The organism is Enterobacter cloacae complex sp. P17RS, assembly GCF_014895885.1.
GTDB classification, from domain to species: domain Bacteria; phylum Pseudomonadota; class Gammaproteobacteria; order Enterobacterales; family Enterobacteriaceae; genus Enterobacter; species Enterobacter bugandensis.
Map to the genome: position 1 here is coordinate 23,684 of NZ_JADBQK010000013.1, position 19,485 is coordinate 43,168.

Below are 19,485 nucleotides of genomic sequence, written 5' to 3' on the forward strand. Positions count from 1 at the left end.
TGGAAAAGAGTTCCTGAAGACTATACTCGCTCAGGGTAAAGCAATGCCGATTTAACGCAATAAATTGCCAGATACGCCAGGTTTGGTAGTATGCCGCATTTGAAATGCAAGTTAGCGCTTACTCGCTACCCCATCAACCCACGGAGTAATCTCAAGGATGCGATTAACGACGAAGTTCTCGGCTTTTATCACCCTGCTGACGGGGCTTACCATCTTTGTCACGCTTCTTGGTTGCTCTCTGAGCTTTTATAACGCCATTCAGGACAAACTGGTCAACCGGGTGCAGTCCGTTGCGTCGGTCATTGATACGCGTCTGCTGACCACTCCACTTCCTGAGCTATCCCGGGAGCTGGATGAGTTGATGGTGCCGGTTGATATTATTCAGGTCGACATCCAGCAGGGAAAGCATCCGGTTTTAAGCCATGAACGACAGGACAGCTATCGACCTGCGGGCGTGGTGAGCCAGTATCGGGAAGTAACGGTGCACTCCCTCAAAAATCCGGGGATGACCATACACATGGTCTACCTCGATCCGATGGCCAGCTATTTCCGTTCTATGATGACCACCGCGCCGCTCACTGTCGCCGTCGCCTTCATTATTTTGCTGATTTTTCTCGCGGTCCGCTGGCTGCGCCGCCAGCTTTCAGGCCAGGAACTGCTGGAGATCCGCTCCGTGCGTATCCTGAACGGTGAACGCGGCCCGCAGGTTCGCGGCTCGGTCCATGAATGGCCCTCACGCGCCAGCAGCGCGCTGGATACGCTGCTCTCAGAGATCCAGTTTGCCTGCGACCAGCGCAGCCGAATGGATACGCTGATCCGCTCTTATGCCGCGCAGGATAATAAAACCGGCCTGAACAACCGCCTTTTCTTTGACAATCAACTCGCCACGCTGCTCGACGACCCGGAAAAAGTGGGCACGCACGGGGTGGTGATGATGATTCGCCTGCCCGATTTCGATCTGCTGCGCGACACATGGGGGCAGCGGGCGGCGGAAGAAAATCTTTTTACGCTGATCAACCTGCTCTCCACCTTTATTATGCGCTATCCGGGGGCGCTGCTGGCCCGCTACCACCGCAGCGACTTTGCCGTATTGCTGCCGCATCGCACGTTGAAGGAATCAGAAAGCATTGCCAGCCAGCTACTTAAGGCCGTCGACGCGCTGCCGCAGAGCAAAATGCTCGACAGAGACGATATGGTCCATATGGGAATTTGCGCCTGGCGCGGCGGACAGTCGACAGAGCAGGTGATGGAGCATGCGGAAGCGGCCACCCGCAACGCGGTATTGCAAGGGGCGAACGGATGGGCGATCTATGATGATTCGCTGCCAGAAAAAGGGCGTGGAAACGTGCGCTGGCGTACTTTGATTGAGCAAATGCTGAGTCGCGGCGGGCCGCGTATTTATCAAAAACCGGCGGTCATGAAGAACGGTTTTGTCCACCACCGGGAATTGATGTGCCGTATTTTCGACGGGACGGAAGAGGTTATTTCTGCGGAATATCTGCCGATGGTTCTGCAATTTGGGCTCTCCGAAGAGTATGACCGCCAGCAAATTACACGCTTGATTCCATTTTTATCATTCTGGCCTGAAGAGAATCTGGCGTTACAGGTTACCGTTGAGTCATTAATACGCCCGCGTTTTCAGCGCTGGCTGCGTGATACATTAATGCAATGCGAAAAATCGCAACGCAAACGCATTATTTTTGAACTTGCTGAGGCGGATGTGGGTCAACACATCAGCCGGTTGCGTCCGGTGGTCCGTTTGATCAACGCGCTCGGTGCCCGTGTCGCGGTAACGCAGGCGGGTTTAACGCTGGTCAGTACCAACTGGATCAAGGAGCTGGATGTGGAGCTATTAAAGCTACATCCGGGGCTGGTAAGGAATATTGAGAAGCGCACGGAAAACCAGCTGCTGGTTCAGAGTCTGGTTGAAGCGTGTAAGGGAACGCGAACACAGGTATTTGCCACAGGCGTGCGCTCCAGAGGCGAATGGCAGATGTTAACAGAGCGCGGAGTGACGGGCGGTCAGGGCGATTTTTTTGCCGCCTCTCAGTCGCTTGACACCAACGTGAAAAAATATTTGCAAAGATACTCTGTTTGACCTGCCGTTTACGTTGTTTTCACGTAGAATATCGCGCCTGTAGCTTTGAGTATGTCGAGCAAAAAGCCAGTGAACGACCTTTAATGGGTTACAAATATCAGTGAGGAACACGACTGTTTACTCAGCCCTGAGGGAGTCAGGGGATGAATTTGTAACAACAGGAAACGTACTGCACAAATTTTCACCGTTGCAGATGATTTTTGCGCCTTGTCGCTGCTGCGTGTGGTTGGTAAAGTAAGCGGATTTTGTTTTCCGCCCCAGCTTTCAGGATTATCCCTTAGTATGTTGAAAAAATTTCGTGGCATGTTTTCCAATGACCTGTCCATTGACCTGGGTACCGCGAATACCCTTATTTATGTAAAAGGACAAGGCATCGTATTGAATGAGCCTTCTGTTGTGGCCATTCGTCAGGATCGTGCAGGCTCGCCGAAAAGCGTGGCCGCAGTGGGTCATGACGCGAAGCAGATGCTGGGTCGTACCCCTGGCAACATCGCCGCTATTCGCCCAATGAAAGACGGCGTTATCGCTGATTTCTTCGTGACTGAAAAAATGCTTCAGCACTTCATCAAGCAGGTTCACAGCAACAGCTTCATGCGCCCAAGCCCGCGTGTTCTGGTGTGTGTGCCGGTTGGCGCAACCCAGGTAGAACGTCGCGCAATCCGTGAATCTGCCCAGGGTGCAGGCGCACGTGAAGTGTTCCTGATTGAAGAGCCAATGGCTGCGGCAATCGGTGCGGGTCTGCCAGTTTCTGAAGCCACCGGTTCTATGGTGGTGGATATCGGTGGTGGTACCACTGAAGTGGCCGTTATCTCACTGAACGGCGTGGTGTACTCCTCCTCCGTACGTATCGGTGGTGACCGCTTCGATGAAGCCATCATCAATTACGTGCGCCGTAACTACGGCTCTCTGATCGGTGAAGCCACCGCAGAGCGTATCAAACACGAAATCGGTTCTGCATATCCGGGCGATGAAGTGCGAGAGATCGAAGTGCGTGGCCGTAACCTGGCGGAAGGTGTTCCACGCGGCTTTACCCTGAACTCCAACGAAATTCTGGAAGCACTGCAGGAACCACTGACGGGCATCGTGAGCGCGGTAATGGTTGCGCTGGAACAGTGCCCACCAGAACTGGCGTCCGACATCTCCGAGCGCGGTATGGTTCTGACCGGTGGTGGTGCGCTGCTGCGTAACCTCGACCGCCTGTTGATGGAAGAGACAGGTATTCCTGTCGTAGTTGCAGAAGATCCACTGACTTGCGTCGCCCGCGGTGGTGGCAAGGCGCTGGAAATGATCGACATGCACGGCGGCGACTTGTTCAGCGAAGAGTAGTCATGGTGAAAGGGTAGCGAATCGCTACCCTTTCTCTCTGACACGAGAATACGCATAGCCTATGAAGCCAATTTTTAGCCGTGGCCCATCGCTACAGTTTCGCCTCATTCTGGCGGTTCTGGTTGCGCTTGGCGTCATTATTGCCGATAGCCGCCTCGGTACGTTCAGCCAGATCCGAACGTACATGGATACCGCCGTCAGTCCTTTCTACTTTATATCAAATGGTCCCCGTGAACTGCTCGACTCCGTTTCTCAAACGCTGTCTTCACGAGACCAGCTCGAACTTGAAAACCGGGCATTACGCCAGGAACTGCTGCTGAAAAACAGCGAACTGCTGATGCTGGGGCAATACAAGCAGGAAAACGCGCGTCTGCGTGAACTGCTCGGCTCGCCGCTGCGTCAGGACGAGCAGAAGATGGTTACCCAGGTGATCTCCACCGTGAACGACCCTTACAGCGATCAGGTTGTGATCGACAAAGGGAGCGTGAACGGGGTGTATGAAGGTCAGCCCGTCATCAGTGATAAGGGCGTAGTAGGCCAGGTCGTTGCTGTCGCCAAACTGACCAGCCGCGTGCTGCTGATTTGCGACGCCACCCACGCACTGCCGATCCAGGTCCTGCGTAACGATATCCGCGTGATTGCGGCCGGTAACGGCTGCACGGACGATCTGCAGCTGGAACATCTGCCTGCTAACACGGACATCCGTGTCGGCGACGTGCTGGTGACGTCCGGTCTCGGTGGACGCTTCCCTGAAGGTTACCCGGTTGCGGTGGTTTCTTCGGTTAAGCTGGATACGCAGCGTGCATACACCGTGATTCAGGCCCGTCCAACCGCCGGTTTACAGCGTCTGCGCTATCTGCTGCTGCTCTGGGGTGCCGATCGTAACGGTGCTAACCCGATGACGCCTGAAGAGGTGCATCGCGTGGCGAACGAACGCCTGATGCAGATGATGCCGCAGGTTCTTCCGCCAGCGGACTCTATGGGGCCGCCTGCGCCCGTGCCTGCGCCGGCAACCGGGTTAACGCAGCCGCAGCCTGATGCGCCGCCACCGCCTAAACTCTCTTCGGGAGGGCAGTAGTGGCAAGCTATCGTAGCCAGGGACGCTGGGTCATCTGGCTCTCGTTCCTCATTGCACTGTTGCTGCAGATTATGCCCTGGCCGGATAACATTCTCGTTTTCCGGCCAAACTGGGTCTTGCTCATTTTACTTTACTGGATCCTTGCCCTGCCGCATCGCGTAAATGTCGGCACGGGTTTTGTGATGGGTGCCATACTGGATCTCATTAGTGGCTCTACGCTGGGCGTGCGCGCCCTGTCCATGAGCATTATTGCGTACCTCGTCGCACTGAAATTCCAGCTCTTCCGTAACCTCGCGCTCTGGCAACAGGCCCTGGTCGTGATGCTGTTGTCGCTTGCTGCGGATATCGTTGTTTTCTGGGCAGAGTTTTTAGTGATCAACGTCTCTTTCCGACCGGAAGTGTTCTGGAGTAGTGTAGTAAACGGTGTGCTCTGGCCGTGGCTATTCCTGCTGATGCGTAAGGTTCGCCAGCAGTTTGCTGTGCAATAAAAGGTTTCTATGACGTCTCTGTATCTTGCTTCCGGCTCCCCGCGCCGTCAGGAACTCCTGACGCAGTTAGGGGTCTCTTTTGAACGCATCGTGACCGGCATTGAAGAAAAACGTGCTGAGGGCGAAAGTGCCCAGCAGTACGTGTCTCGCCTGGCACGCGAGAAAGCGCAGGCGGGCGTGGCCTGTGTGCCGCGCGATCTGCCCGTGCTGGGAGCAGATACCATCGTTATCCTTAACGGTGAAGTCCTCGAGAAACCGCATGACGCCGGCCATGCGGCGCGCATGCTGCGCAAGATGTCCGGGCAAACGCACCAGGTGATGACGGCCGTCGCGCTGGCGGACAGCCAGCACGTACTGGATTGCCTGGTGGTTACGGATGTCACGTTCAGAGTGATTACCGACGACGAGATCGCCGCTTATATTGCCAGCGGTGAACCGATGGATAAAGCAGGTGCATACGGTATTCAAGGGTTGGGTGGCTGTTTTGTCAGGAAGATTAATGGCAGCTATCACGCCGTAGTCGGCTTACCGCTGGTGGAAACGTATGAGTTGCTGAGCAATTTTAACTCACTGCGTGAGGGAAGGGATAATTATGACGGCTGAATTGTTGGTAAACGTAACGCCATCGGAAACCCGTGTGGCCTATATTGACGGTGGCATTCTTCAGGAAATTCATATTGAGCGTGAAGCACGGCGCGGAATAGTAGGCAATATCTACAAAGGTCGTGTCAGTCGTGTACTGCCGGGTATGCAGGCGGCTTTTGTAGATATTGGACTGGATAAGGCGGCATTTTTACATGCCTCCGACATCATGCCGCACACCGAGTGCGTCGCGGGCGAAGAGCAAAAGCAGTTTGCCGTGCGCGACATTTCCGAGCTGGTGCGTCAGGGCCAGGACTTAATGGTGCAGGTGGTGAAAGATCCCCTTGGCACCAAAGGTGCCCGTCTGACCACCGACATTACCTTACCTTCCCGCTATCTGGTCTTTATGCCCGGCGCGTCGCACGTGGGCGTTTCGCAGCGTATTGAGAGCGAAAGCGAGCGCGAGCGGCTGAAGAAAGTGGTCAGCGCCTACTGCGATGAACAGGGCGGGTTTATTATCCGTACCGCTGCAGAAGGGATCAGCGAAGAAGACCTGGCGTCGGATGCGGCTTACCTGAAGCGCGTCTGGACCAAAGTGATGGAGCGTAAAAAACGCAACCAGACTCGCTACCAGCTATACGGTGAGCTGGCGCTTGCGCAGCGCGTGCTGCGTGATTTTGCCGACGCGCAGCTCGACCGCATCCGCGTGGACTCTCGCCTGACGTATGAAGCGCTGCTGGAGTTTACCGCTGAATACATCCCGGAAATGCCGGGCCTGCTGGAGCATTACACCGGGCGTCAGCCGATCTTCGATCTCTATGATGTCGAAAACGAGATCCAGCGAGCCCTGGAGCGTAAGGTCGAACTGAAGTCCGGCGGCTATCTGATCATCGATCAGACCGAAGCGATGACCACCGTCGATATCAACACCGGCGCGTTTGTCGGTCATCGCAATCTGGACGACACCATCTTCAACACCAACATCGAAGCCACGCAGGCGATTGCGCGTCAGCTTCGTCTGCGCAACCTCGGCGGCATTATCATCATCGACTTTATCGATATGAGTAATGAAGACCATCGTCGTCGCGTGCTGCACTCGCTGGAGCAGGCGCTGAGTAAAGATCGCGTGAAGACCAGCATCAATGGCTTCTCGCAGCTCGGCCTGGTGGAAATGACCCGGAAACGGACCCGCGAAAGCGTGGAACATGTCCTGTGTAATGAGTGTCCAACCTGCCATGGACGCGGAACGGTAAAGACGGTGGAGACGGTCTGCTACGAGATCATGCGTGAAATTGTCCGTGTCCATCATGCCTACGACTCAGACCGTTTTCTGGTCTATGCTTCCCCTGCGGTGGCTGAAGCCCTGAAAGGCGAAGAGTCGCACGCGCTGGCGGAAGTGGAAATCTTTGTCGGCAAACAGGTAAAAGTACAAATTGAACCGCTCTATAACCAGGAGCAGTTTGACGTCGTAATGATGTAAAACGCAGTACGCTGCGTGACGAAAGCTGACAAGGAGAGATGCGTGAGGCGATTGCCGGGGATTTTAGTGCTTACAGGGGCAACGCTGGTCGTGATTGTCGCGTTGCTCGTGAGCGGGCTACGCCTCGTTTTACCGCATCTGGACAGCTGGCGTCCGCAGCTGCTGGCGAAAATCGAATCCACCACCGGCGTGCCGGTCGACGTAAGCCAGGTTAGCGCCAGCTGGCAGAATTTTGGCCCGACGCTGGATGTCCGTGACATCAACGCCAGCCTGAAAGATGGCGGTCATCTCAAAATCAAACGCGTAACCCTGGCGCTGGACGTCTGGCAAAGCCTGTTGCATCTGCGCTGGCAGTTTCGCGATCTCACCTTTTATCAACTCCAGTTTCTGACCAATACGCCGCTGACGGGCGGTGATAACAATCAGGGCCTGGAAGCCAACCGCTTCAGCGATCTCTTCCTCCGCCAGTTCGATCATTTCGATCTGCGCGACAGCGAAGTGAGCTTTATTACCCTTTCTGGCCAGCGCGCCGAATTGGCGATCCCGCAGCTGACCTGGCTTAACGGCAAGGATCGACACCGCGCCGAGGGGCAGGTCAATCTTTCCAGCCTGAACGGCCAGCACGGCGTCATGCAGGTGCGTATGGACTTGCGTGACGATGACGGCCTGTTAAACAACGGCAAAGTCTGGCTGCAGGCCGACGATGTGGATGTAAAGCCCTGGCTCGGCGACTGGCTGCAGCAAAACATGCAGCTGGAAACCGCCCGTTTCAGCCTTGAGGGCTGGATGACCCTGACGAAAGGGAAATTTGCCAGCGGCGATATCTGGCTGAAGCAAGGGGGCGCGAGCTGGAAGGGTGAAAGACAGCAGCATCAGCTTTCCGTCGATAACCTCACCGCGCACGTGACGCAGGAAAAAGAGGGCTGGCAGTTCGCCATCCCGGATACGCGCATCACGATGGACGGCAAGCCGTGGCCGCGCGGTGCGCTGACGCTGGCCTGGATGCCGGAGCAGGACGTGGGCGGCGCGGCGAATAAACGCAGCGATGAGCTGCGCATCCGCGCCAGCAACCTGGATCTGGCGGCCATTGAAGGCCTGCGCTCCATGGCGGCAAAGCTCTCTCCGGACCTGGGCGAGATCTGGCTGGCAACGCAGCCGAGCGGAAAAATTGATTCTCTGGCGCTGGATATCCCGCTTCAGGCGACGGAAAAAACCCGTTTCCAGGCAACATGGAAAGATCTTGCCTGGAAGCAGTGGAAGATGCTGCCGGGCGCGGAGCATTTCAGCGGCAAGCTGGAAGGCAGCGTGGAGAACGGCAGGCTGACGGCCGATATGCACAACGCTAAAATGCCTTACGAGACGGTCTTCCGCGCGCCGCTGGAAATTGAGCAGGGCAGCGCGGTGCTTAATTGGCTCCGTAACGATAAGGGCTTCCAGCTTGATGGTCGCCATATCGACGTCAAAGCCAAAGCGGTACACGCGCGGGGTGACTTCCGCTATTTACAGCCGCAGGGTGACGAACCGTGGCTGGGCATTCTGGCCGGGATCAGTACCGATGACGGTTCTCAGGCCTGGCGCTATTTCCCGGAAAATCTGATGGGTAAAGCGCTGGTCGACTATCTGAGCGGCGCAATTCAGGGCGGTCAGGCGGAAAACGCCACGCTGGTCTACGGCGGTAACCCGCATCTTTTCCCGTACAAACATAATGAGGGGCAGTTCCAGGTGCTGGTGCCGCTGCACGACGCCACCTTCGCGTTCCAGCCGGGCTGGCCCGCGCTGAAAAACCTGGATATCGAGCTTAACTTCCTCAACGACGGATTATGGATGAAGGCGGACAGCGTTGCGCTGGGAGGCGTAACGGCCAGCAACCTGACGGCCAACATCCCGGACTACTCAAAAGAGAAGCTGCTGATTGATGCCGACATCAACGGCCCGGGGAAAGCGGTGGGGCCGTACTTTGAGGAGACGCCACTCAAAGAGTCGCTGGCGGCGACCCTTCAGCAGCTCCAGCTCGATGGCGATGTGAATGCTCGCTTACATCTTGATATCCCGCTGGACGGTGAAATGACCACCGCCAAAGGTGACGTCCGTCTGAAGAACAACAGCCTGTACATTAAACCGCTTGATAGCACCCTGAAAGACCTCAGCGGACAGTTCAGCTTTGTGAACGGTAATTTGAAAAGCGAGCCGCTGACCGCCAGCTGGTTTAATCAGCCGGTGAATATCGACTTCTCAACAGCCGAGGGGCAAAAGGCTTATCAGGTGGCCGTTAATCTGGACGGCAACTGGCAGCCGTCGCGTATGGACGTCCTGCCGAAGCCGATTGAGGCGTCAGTAGCGGGCGCGGTCGCCTGGCAGGGCAAAGTGGCAATCGACCTGCCTTATCACGCGGGTGCACACTATAAGGTCGACATTACGGGTGACCTGAAGAATCTTCAAAGCCAGCTGCCTGCGCCGCTGGATAAACAGGCGGGACAGCCGCTGCCGGTGAAGCTTAACGTGGATGGCAATCTGGACAGCTTCGCGCTGACCGGAAGCGCGGGCGGAACAAACCACTTTAACAGCCGCTGGCTGCTTAACCGCAAGCTTACCCTCGACAAAGCCATCTGGACGACGGACAGCAAAACCACGCCGCCGTTGCCTGAGCATGCGGGCGTTGAGCTGAATCTCCCGCCGATGGATGGCGCGGAGTGGCTGGCGCTGTTCCAGAAAGGCGTTGGGCAAAACGTTGATGAGGCCGCCCAGTTCCCGCAGACCATTACCGTACGCACGCCGTCGCTGATGCTGGGCGGACAGCAGTGGAACAATCTGAGCATTGTCTCCCAGCCAACCGCTAACGGCTCAAAAGTGGAGGCGCAGGGCCGGGAGATCAACGGCACGCTGACCATGCGCAATAACGCGCCGTGGCAGGCAGCGATCCGCTATCTCTACTACAACCCGGCTGCTGCGAGTAAAGATAAACCGGCGAATACATCGCCGCTGAGTAATACTACCCGCGTCGATTTTAGCGGCTGGCCCGATCTGCAGCTGCGCTGCGCGGAATGCTGGCTGTGGGGGCAAAAATATGGCCGTATCGACGGTGATTTTGCCATTCAGGGGAATACGCTCAAGCTCTCCGGCGGATTGATCGACACCGGCTTTGGCCGCATGACGGCGGGTGGAGAGTGGGTGAATAACCCGGGCGAGCAGCGCACGTCTCTGAAGGGGGACATTAAAGGCAACAAGCTGGATGCGGCAGCCAACTTCTTTGGCATCAGCACGCCGCTGCGCGGCTCCTCGTTTAACGTTAATTACGATCTTCACTGGCGTGCCGCGCCGTGGACACCGGACGAAGCGTCACTGAACGGTATTCTGAAAACACACTTTGGCAAAGGTGAGATCGCCGACGTGAGCACGGGGCGTGCCGGGCAGATCCTGCGTCTGCTGAGTTTTGATGCGCTGCTTCGCAAGCTGCGCTTCGATTTCAGCGACACCTTCAGCGAAGGTTTCTATTACGATTCCATCCGCAGTACGGCGTGGATCAAGGACGGCGTTCTGCACACGGACGACACGCTGGTGGATGGGCTGGAAGCGGACATCGCCATGAAAGGCTCAGTCAACCTCGTGCGTCGCGAACTGGATATGGAAGCCGTGGTGGCGCCGGAAATTTCCGCCAGCGTGGGCGTGGCGGCGGCCTTTGTGGTTAACCCGATTGTCGGTGCGGCGGTGTTTGCCGCCAGTAAAGTGCTGGGGCCGCTGTGGAGCAAGGTCTCCATTCTGCGCTACCGCATTACCGGTCCGGTGGATAAACCGCAGATTAACGAGGTGCTGCGCCAGCCGCGCAAAGATGCACAGCAATGATTTGACGTGGGCTGGTAATTGCCTCACTCTCAATAAATACGATCTTTATACCGCCACGGGCGGCAACGAACGAGTAGCAATACGATGAGTCTGAACCTGGTAAGTGAACATTTGCTCGCAGCGAACGGCCTGAGCCATCAGGACCTGTTCTCCATTCTTGGTCAACTGACCGAACGCCGTCTCGACTACGGCGATCTCTATTTCCAGTCGAGCTATCACGAATCCTGGGTTTTAGAAGACAGCATCATCAAAGATGGCTCATATAACATTGACCAGGGCGTCGGCGTGCGCGCCATCAGCGGCGAAAAAACCGGTTTTGCCTATGCCGACCAGATTAGCCTGGCCGCGCTTGAACAGAGCGCGCAGGCCGCGCGTACCATTGTGCGCGATGCCGGCGACGGTCGCGTAAAAACCCTGGGTGAAGTGCAGCATTCGGCACTTTATACAAGCATCGATCCGCTGCAGAGCATGAGCCGCGAAGAGAAGCTGGACATTCTGCGCCGCGTAGACAAAGTGGCGCGCGCTGCCGACAAACGTGTTCAGGAAGTCTCCGCCAGCCTGAGCGGTGTGTATGAACTGATTCTGGTGGCGGCAACGGACGGTACGCTGGCGGCCGATGTGCGTCCGTTGGTGCGTCTCTCCATCAGCGTGCAGGTCGATGACAACGGCAAACGCGAGCGCGGCTCAAGCGGCGGCGGCGGTCGTTTCGGCTATGACTGGTTCCTGGGTGATGTTGACGGCGAAGCGCGCGCTGACGCGTGGGCTAAAGAAGCCGTGCGCATGGCGCTGGTGAATCTTAATGCTGTTGCGGCGCCGGCCGGGACATTCCCGGTGGTGCTGGGCGCAGGCTGGCCGGGCGTGCTGCTGCACGAAGCGGTGGGCCACGGTCTGGAAGGCGATTTTAACCGTCGTGGGACGTCCGTGTTCAGCGGCCAGATCGGACAGCTCGTCTCCTCTGAGCTTTGCACCGTAGTGGATGATGGCACCATGCTTGACCGCCGCGGCTCGATTTCTATCGACGATGAAGGTACGCCAGGCCAGTACAACGTGCTGATCGAAAACGGCGTGCTGAAAGGCTACATGCAGGACAAACTCAACGCGCGCCTGATGGGCGTAGCGCCAACGGGTAACGGCCGCCGTGAATCTTACGCGCACCTGCCGATGCCGCGCATGACCAACACCTATATGCTGCCGGGCAAATCCACGCCGCAGGAGATTATCGAATCCGTGGATTACGGTATCTTTGCGCCAAACTTTGGCGGCGGCCAGGTGGATATCACCTCCGGTAAGTTTGTCTTCTCGACCTCAGAAGCGTATCTGATCGAGAAGGGCAAAGTGACCAAAGCGGTGAAAGGCGCGACGCTGATTGGCTCCGGCATTGAAGCCATGCAGCAGATTTCCATGGTTGGTAACGATCTGAAGCTGGATAACGGCGTGGGCGTCTGCGGTAAAGAAGGCCAGAGCCTGCCGGTTGGCGTGGGTCAGCCAACGCTGAAAGTGGATAATCTGACGGTGGGCGGCACGGCCTGACCTGAGCAAACATAAAAAATGGCGCTACAGATGTAGCGCCATTTTTTTAACGTAAGTTACCCAGCGGGATCTCCGGATCCGGCTCGTGAGTAATGCGGTTACGCAAGTCACGTCGAATGATTTCGATCGACCAGAACCAGACCAGATGACCCACGATCTCTGACACGTGTTCATACCAGGGCAGATCAAACAGCGGTGGCGTCAGCCCCATCAGCGGGAAGGAGAGCATGTGAACAAAAAGCTGTGCCAATGCACCCGCCAGCAAACCCTGCCAGAGTTTAATTTTCGGGAAGACTTCAGCAACGACACAATACCCAACCGCGAAGACGATTGAGAAAATAATATGCGTTACGCCGACCCAGTTAAATATATGTCCGGCAAAGGTATAAACTGCTGCGTTAGGATCAACTACGCCCAGCCAGTCGCGTAAAAAAACATAGGGTGGATTTAAAAAATTGCGGGAGCAATCTATCTGGCCTGCGGCTCTTATTAATTGCTCAGGGCCGCATGCGCCGGTAAATAAATCGGTGGGACTGCGTGGCGGGAGTGGTACCTCGGCTCCCCATTTGACAAACGCGGAGACAATTCCTGCAATTAAGCCAATGAACGCGGCGAGTCCGTAGCGCCTGCGTGACGGCGGTGTTTGTTCAAATAGATTCATTTCGTTTCCTTGTTTAACGTCATCCTGCGAAATACATTTTATTATTCAAATCAGCAACAAAATAATAACAGTCTGAATGCCAGACTGTTTATAAGGTAAAGGGCAGGCGGCGGCAGTGTCAATTCGCTATTCCTGATAGAAGCTAAAGAATATCCCTGGATGAAGGCCGGCTTCATCCTGAAATATTAATGGCGCGGATATTTCAGAAATTAATTACTTATTCCTTTCTTCTACCGCGCATTCCCTGAAACAGCTCTGCTACGTCGACAAAATAGTCGGTCAGATAGTTAATACACACCTGTACTTTGAGGGGCAGCTTGTCCTTCTCGGTATACAGGGCGTAGACCGGGCGTGGATCGGACTGATAGCGCGGGAAGAGGATCTCCAGCACGCCGCTGTTGATCTCATTGATCACCCACATCAGCGGCACGTAGGCGATCCCGGCGCCGGCCACCAGCCAGCGCGAAATGGTCATCGGATCGTTGGTGACGAACCGGCCTTCCGGCAGCAGCCTGGTGGAGATCCCTTCCGGAGCAATCAGCTCAAATTCATTATCGGGGCGGACGCTGTACTCCAGCCAGGAGTGGTTAGCGAGATCGGCAGGTTTCTCGGGCACACCGTACTGCGCCAGATAGCTCTTCGAGGCACAGACCACCATTGGCATGCTTCCGAGGCGACGTGAGAACAGGCTGGAGTCCTGCAACGCGCCAACGCGGATCACCACGTCTAATCCATCGGCGATCAGGTCTGGGGCAGGGATGCCCGTCACCAGATTGACGGTAAGCCCAGGGTACTCTTTCAGCATGTCCGCCGTCATGGCAGCGAGAACATTTTGTGCCATAGTTGAAGAACACCCTATACGCAGCGTGCCGATGGGCGTGTTGTTAAAGGCATAGAGTTGCTCGTGAACATCCTGCACTTCATGCAGCATGCGGCGACAGCCCTGATAGTAAATTTTACCGGCTTCCGTCAACCCGATGCTGCGGGTGCTGCGGTTGAGCAGCTTAACCTGAAGCTCATCTTCCAGTTTGGACACCGTCTGGCTGATGGATGAGACGCTCATCTGAAGCTGGCGCGCAGCGGCGGTAAATGAGCCGAGTTCAACCACTTTGGCGAAGACGGACATGCGTTTTAAACGTTCCATTGTTCACTCTGGCTTAAAAGTGATTTAGATCACATATGATAGATAACAGCATAACAGTTACGTTAATATATTATTAATTACATAACGGCTGCGCCATTCTCGCCCTGCGTTTCTAGCTCTCCTGCGATGGCGTGCGCTAAAAAATTCTGAAGCCTGCACTCTCTCTTATCAAGGTCAACATGAGTCTGTTTCCCGTTATCGTGGTGTTCGGTCTGTCGTTCCCACCGATATTTTTCGAGCTTCTTTTATCACTGGCGATCTTCTGGCTGGTGCGCAAGGTGCTGGTCCCGACTGGGATCTACGATTTCGTCTGGCACCCTGCATTGTTCAATACCGCGCTGTATTGCTGCCTGTTTTACCTGATATCGCGCATGTTTGTCTGAGGTTGATGTGAAAACGCTAACAAGAAAAATCTCCCGCACCGCCATTACCATGGCGCTGGTTATCCTCGCGTTCATCGCTATTTTTCGCGCCTGGGTTTATTACACCGAATCACCGTGGACGCGTGACGCGCGCTTTAGCGCCGATGTGGTGGCAATTGCCCCCGACGTGGCCGGCCTTATCACGGCGGTTAACGTTCACGATAACCAGCTGGTGAAGAAAGATCAGGTCCTGTTCACCATCGACCAGCCTCGTTACCAGAAGGCGCTGGAGGAAGCAGAAGCAGACGTGGCCTATTACCAGGCGCTGGCCGCAGAGAAACGCCGTGAGGCAGGCCGTCGTAACCAGCTTGGCGTTCAGGCCATGTCCCGCGAAGAGATTGACCAGTCCAACAACGTGCTGCAAACCGTGCTGCACCAGTTAGCGAAAGCGCAGGCAACGCGCGATCTGGCGAAGCTCGACCTGGAGCGTACCGTGATCCGCGCGCCGGCCGATGGCTGGGTGACCAACCTGAACGTCTATGCCGGGGAGTTTATCACCCGTGGCTCAACCGCCGTGGCGCTGGTTAAACAGAACTCCTTCTACGTGCTCGCCTATATGGAAGAGACCAAGCTGGAGGGCGTTCGTCCGGGTTATCGCGCAGAAGTCACGCCGCTTGGCAGCAACCGCGTCTTTAAAGGTACCGTCGATAGCGTCGCCGCAGGGGTAACCAACTCCAGCAGCTCTAACGATGCTAAAGGGATGGCGACGGTGGATTCTAACCTGGAGTGGGTGCGTCTGGCGCAGCGCGTGCCGGTACGTATTCATCTGGATGAGCAGCAGGGCAACCTGTGGCCAGCGGGTACCACGGCGACGGTGGTGATCACCGGAGAAAAAGATCGGGATGCCAGCCAGGACTCCCTCTTCCGTAAAATTGCCCATCGCCTGCGCGAGTTTGGTTAATCGCCATGGGTATCTTTTCCATCGCCAGCCAGCACATTCGCTTCGCCGTGAAGCTGGCGTGCGCCATCGTGCTGGCGCTGTTCGTTGGCTTCCACTTCCAGCTTGAAACCCCTCGCTGGGCGGTGCTGACCGCCGCGATTGTCGCGGCGGGCCCTGCCTTCGCCGCGGGTGGAGAACCCTACTCTGGTGCGATCCGCTATCGCGGGATGCTACGTATCATCGGGACGTTTATCGGCTGTTTCGCGGCGCTGACCATTATTATTCTGATGATCCGCACGCCGCTGCTGATGCTAATGGTGTGCTGCATCTGGGCGGGCTTCTGCACCTGGGTCTCGTCTCTGGTAAAAGTCGAGAACTCCTACGCCTGGGGGCTGGCGGGCTATACCGCGCTGATCATTGTCATCACCATCCAAAGCGAACCGCTGCTCGCGCCGCAGTTTGCCGTGGAGCGCTGCAGCGAGATTGTGATTGGTATTGTCTGCGCGATCGTGGCTGACCTGCTTTTCTCCCCGCGCTCGATCAAGCAAGAGGTGGATCGCGAGCTGGACGCGCTGATCGTTGCCCAGTACCAGCTGATGCAGTTGTGCATTAAACACGGCGACAGCGAAGAGGTGGATAAAGCCTGGAGCGGGCTGGTTCGTCGTACGCAGGCGCTGGAAGGGATGCGCAGCAACCTCAATATGGAGTCGTCTCGCTGGGCGCGGGCGAATCGTCGCCTTAAAGCCCTGAATACCGTCTCCTTAACGCTGATTACCCAGGCGTGCGAAACCTATCTTATCCAGAACACCCGCCCGGAAGCGGTCACCGACACGTTCCGTGAGCTGTTTGCCGAGCCGGTAGAGACCGTACAGGACGTGCATAAGCAGCTTAAGCGCATGCGCCGGGTGATTGCCTGGACCGGGGAGCGCGAGACGCCGGTGACGATCTACACCTGGGTTGGGGCCGCAACGCGCTATCTGCTGCTTAAGCGCGGCGTGATCGGTAACACCAAAATCAGCGCGGCGGAAGAAGAGGTGCTCCAGGGCGAAGTGGTGATCAAGGCGGAGTCTGCCGAGCGCCATCACGCGATGGTCAACTTCTGGCGTACCACGCTTGCCTGTATGCTCGGCACGCTGTTCTGGCTGTGGACGGGCTGGACGTCCGGCAGCGGCGCGATGGTGATGATTGCCGTCGTGACCGCACTGGCGATGCGTCTGCCTAACCCGCGCATGGTCGCCATTGATTTCCTCTACGGCACCATCGCCGCGCTGCCGATAGGCGCGCTCTATTTCCTGGTCATCATCCCGTCGACGCAGCAGAGCATGCTGCTGCTCTGTATTAGCCTGGCGGTGATGGCGTTCTTTATCGGCATTGAAGTGCAAAAGCGCCGCCTGGGATCGCTGGGGGCGCTGGCGAGTACGATTAACATCATCGTGCTGGATAACCCGATGACCTTCCACTTCAGCCAGTTCCTCGACAGCGCGCTGGGTCAGCTGGTGGGCTGCTTCCTGGCGATGATGGTGATTCTGCTGGTTCGGGATAACTCGCAGGCGCGGACGGGGCGCGTATTGCTGAACCAGTTTGTATCGGCTGCCGTGTCGTCGATGACTACCAATACCGCGCGTCGTAAAGAGAACCACCTGCCCGCGCTCTACCAGCAGCTGTTTTTACTGCTGAACAAGTTCCCGGGCGACATAGCGAAGTTCCGCCTGGCGTTAACCATGATCATCGCGCACCAGCGTCTGCGCAACGCGCCGGTGCCGATCAACGACGATCTCTCGGCATTCCACCGTCAGCTGCGTCGTACCGCCGACCATGTGCTTTCCGCCAGCAGTGACGACAAACGCCGTCGTTACTTTACCCAACTGCTTGAAGAACTGGATATTTATCAGGAAAAGCTCAAGCACTGGCAAGCGCCGCCACAGGTGACCGAGCCGGTAGGGCGGCTGGTGTTTATGCTGCATCGCTACCAGAATGCCCTCACGGATAACTGACTGAAGTAAAAAAACCGACGCCAAAAGCGCCGGTTTTTTTGTGGCTATACTTATTCCAGCACGTACTTACATTCAGGAAGGGAGGACACATGACGACTCAGGCGCTTCAGGACAACACCCTTTTTCAGACCGGCTATCTGGTCGACGGCATCTGGAAAACGCTGGACACAACGTTTGATGTGCTGAACCCCGCGACCGGTGAGGTCATCGCTAAAGTTGCGAAAGCGGGTAAAGCGCAAACCGAAGAAGCGATCGCAGCGGCCACCAAAGCCTTCCCGGCATGGCGTGCCAAAACCGCGAAAGAGCGTTCGGCGATTCTGTACCGCTGGTACGAACTGATTATTGAAAATAAAAGCTGGCTCGGGCGGCTAATGACCACCGAGCAGGGCAAGCCCCTGAAAGAGGCTGAAGGGGAAGTGGAGTATGCCGCCAGCTTTATCCAGTGGTTTGCCGAAGAGGCCAAGCGCGCGAACGGTGAGATTATTCCGCCAATCAAGCCCGGCTCGCGCATTCTGGCGACCCGTGAACCCATCGGCGTGGTCGCGGCCATCACGCCGTGGAACTTCCCGATGGCGATGCTCACCCGCAAGCTAGGCCCGGTGCTGGCAGCCGGGTGTACCGGTGTCATCAAACCGGCCAATAACACGCCGCTCAGCGCCTTTGCGCTGCTGACGCTGGCAAAACAGGCGGGCGTGCCCGACGGTGTGCTCAACGCGGTGGCCGGAAATACCCATGAAATCAGCGATGCGATCATGGCCAGCCACGACGTGCGTAAAATCTCCTTTACCGGTTCGACCTCCGTCGGCAAAACGCTGGTGCGCAACGCCGCAGAAACCATGAAAAAAGTCTCGATGGAGCTGGGGGGAAATGCTCCGTATATCGTCTTTGAGGATGCTGACATCGAGGCTGCGGTAAAAGGCGCGATCGCCAATAAATTCCGCAATGCCGGGCAGGTCTGCGTCAGCGTGAACCGCTTCTACATTCAGGAAACCGTCTACGACAAGTTTGTGAATAAGCTCGCAGATGCGGTTAATGCCCTTAAGGTGGGGAATGGCCTTGAGGACGGCGTCGTCGTCGGGCCGCTGATTGAATCCGCCGCGGTCGACAAGGTCCGTGAGCATGTTGAAGATGCTGTCACACGAGGGGCGACCGTGCTGGCAGGCGGCAAACCCCATCCGCTGGGCGGTAATTTCTGGATGCCAACCGTGCTGGGCGACTGTCACGAAGGCATGAAGCTGGCAGAAGAAGAGACGTTTGGTCCGGTTGCGGCGTGTTTCCGCTTCACCTCGGAAGATGAAGTCATCCAGCGTGCGAATAACACGCCTTACGGGCTGGCAGCTTACTTCTACACCCAGAACCTTTCCCGGGTTTTCCGCGTTTCACAGGCCATCGAGAGCGGGATGATTGGCATTAACGAGTGCACCGTTTCCACCGAGCTGGGGCCTTTCGGCGGCGTAAAAGAGTCCGGTCTTGGACGTGAGGGATCCGTGCTGGGGCTGGAAGAGTATCTGGAAGTTAAAACCCTGCATATCGGGGGATTATAATAGACTGGGCGGCATCTGCCGCCCGCCTGGACTGGGTGGCTGGCAATGAAAACCTATACTTTTGATTTTGACGAAATCGACAGTCAGGAAGACTTTTATCGGGAATTTATCCGGGCGTTTGATCTTGAACGGGAAAGCGTGACCAATCTGGATACGCTGTGGGACGTGGTCACCGGCAGCATGCTGCCGCTACCGCTGGAGATTGAGTTTATCCATCTGCCCGATAAGCTGCGCAGACGTTTCGGCGCGCTGATATTACTCTTCGATGAAGCGGAGGAAGAGCTTGAAGGACAGCTTCGCTTTAACGCGCGGCATTAAATGAAAAAAGCCCCTGACCACGAGGCCAGGGGCAAGTCGTATGATGAGATACGACGAGGGTTTATTTATACAGTTCAGCCGTGGCGTGCCAGTGGTCACC

The 19,485-nt window shown here is 56.5% G+C and carries 15 protein-coding genes; 13 read left to right on the top strand and 2 right to left on the bottom strand.

The window, feature by feature from the left end:
* Positions 1-157 precede the first annotated feature (157 nt).
* The 8 genes from csrD to tldD all read left to right on the top strand — a co-directional run bounded on the left by csrD (position 158) and on the right by tldD (position 12,422).
* Positions 158-2,098 carry an RNase E specificity factor CsrD gene (gene csrD, locus IM265_RS12395; protein ID WP_193031331.1) on the top strand — a complete coding sequence of 647 codons (1,941 nt, stop codon included), beginning with the start codon at positions 158-160 and terminating at the stop codon, positions 2,096-2,098.
* Between the two features lie 282 nt (positions 2,099-2,380).
* Positions 2,381-3,424 carry a rod shape-determining protein MreB gene (gene mreB / locus IM265_RS12400; protein ID WP_000913396.1) on the top strand — a complete coding sequence of 348 codons (1,044 nt, stop codon included), beginning with the start codon at positions 2,381-2,383 and terminating at the stop codon, positions 3,422-3,424.
* 61 nt (positions 3,425-3,485) lie between these two features.
* Positions 3,486-4,502, top strand: a complete 1,017-nt coding sequence (gene mreC, locus IM265_RS12405; RefSeq protein ID WP_028014605.1) for a rod shape-determining protein MreC — start codon at positions 3,486-3,488, stop codon at positions 4,500-4,502.
* Positions 4,502-4,990, top strand: coding sequence for a rod shape-determining protein MreD (gene mreD, locus IM265_RS12410; protein ID WP_008502849.1), 489 nt, complete (start codon positions 4,502-4,504; stop codon positions 4,988-4,990). The genes mreC and mreD overlap by 1 nt, the downstream gene beginning before the upstream one ends.
* Before the next feature lie 9 nt (positions 4,991-4,999).
* Positions 5,000-5,593, top strand: a complete 594-nt coding sequence (locus IM265_RS12415; protein WP_041907832.1) for a nucleoside triphosphate pyrophosphatase — start codon at positions 5,000-5,002, stop codon at positions 5,591-5,593.
* Positions 5,583-7,052, top strand: coding sequence for a ribonuclease G (gene rng, locus IM265_RS12420; protein WP_008502847.1), 1,470 nt, complete (start codon positions 5,583-5,585; stop codon positions 7,050-7,052). Before IM265_RS12415 ends, rng begins: the two co-directional genes overlap by 11 nt.
* Positions 7,053-7,094: 42 nt before the next feature.
* Entirely contained in the window at positions 7,095-10,892 is a 3,798-nt protein-coding gene (yhdP, locus tag IM265_RS12425; RefSeq protein WP_193031333.1) for an AsmA2 domain-containing protein YhdP, read from the top strand.
* Between the two features lie 84 nt (positions 10,893-10,976).
* Positions 10,977-12,422, top strand: a complete 1,446-nt coding sequence (tldD, locus tag IM265_RS12430; RefSeq protein WP_028014602.1) for a metalloprotease TldD — start codon at positions 10,977-10,979, stop codon at positions 12,420-12,422.
* Between the two features lie 46 nt (positions 12,423-12,468).
* On the opposite strand, the gene IM265_RS12435 is transcribed toward tldD, so the two are convergent.
* Together IM265_RS12435 and aaeR are read right to left on the bottom strand one after the other, a co-directional pair.
* Positions 12,469-13,083, bottom strand: coding sequence for a YagU family protein (locus IM265_RS12435; protein ID WP_032644925.1), 615 nt, complete (start codon positions 13,081-13,083; stop codon positions 12,469-12,471).
* A 217-nt stretch (positions 13,084-13,300) separates the two neighbouring features.
* Positions 13,301-14,227, bottom strand: a complete 927-nt coding sequence (gene aaeR / locus IM265_RS12440; protein WP_028014600.1) for an HTH-type transcriptional activator AaeR — start codon at positions 14,225-14,227, stop codon at positions 13,301-13,303.
* A 179-nt stretch (positions 14,228-14,406) separates the two neighbouring features.
* On the opposite strand from aaeR, the gene aaeX reads away from it, so the two are divergent.
* The 5 genes from aaeX (at position 14,407) to IM265_RS12465 (ending at position 19,385) form a co-directional block, all read left to right on the top strand.
* Positions 14,407-14,610: a p-hydroxybenzoic acid efflux pump operon protein AaeX gene (aaeX, locus tag IM265_RS12445; RefSeq protein WP_003860416.1), complete on the top strand. Its 204-nt coding sequence runs from the start codon at positions 14,407-14,409 to the stop codon at positions 14,608-14,610.
* A 7-nt stretch (positions 14,611-14,617) separates the two neighbouring features.
* Positions 14,618-15,550: a p-hydroxybenzoic acid efflux pump subunit AaeA gene (gene aaeA / locus IM265_RS12450; RefSeq protein ID WP_028014599.1), complete on the top strand. Its 933-nt coding sequence runs from the start codon at positions 14,618-14,620 to the stop codon at positions 15,548-15,550.
* Between the two features lie 5 nt (positions 15,551-15,555).
* A complete protein-coding gene (aaeB, locus tag IM265_RS12455) occupies positions 15,556-17,523 on the top strand; it encodes a p-hydroxybenzoic acid efflux pump subunit AaeB (protein WP_047364742.1) in 1,968 nt (655 codons plus the stop codon).
* Positions 17,524-17,612: 89 nt separating this feature from the next.
* The gene (locus tag IM265_RS12460; protein WP_193031335.1) at positions 17,613-19,067 is read left to right on the top strand and encodes an NAD-dependent succinate-semialdehyde dehydrogenase; all 1,455 of its coding nucleotides are present in this window, start codon (positions 17,613-17,615) and stop codon (positions 19,065-19,067) included.
* A 45-nt stretch (positions 19,068-19,112) separates the two neighbouring features.
* Positions 19,113-19,385, top strand: a complete 273-nt coding sequence (locus IM265_RS12465; RefSeq protein ID WP_028014596.1) for a barstar family protein — start codon at positions 19,113-19,115, stop codon at positions 19,383-19,385.
* Positions 19,386-19,485 lie beyond the last annotated feature (100 nt).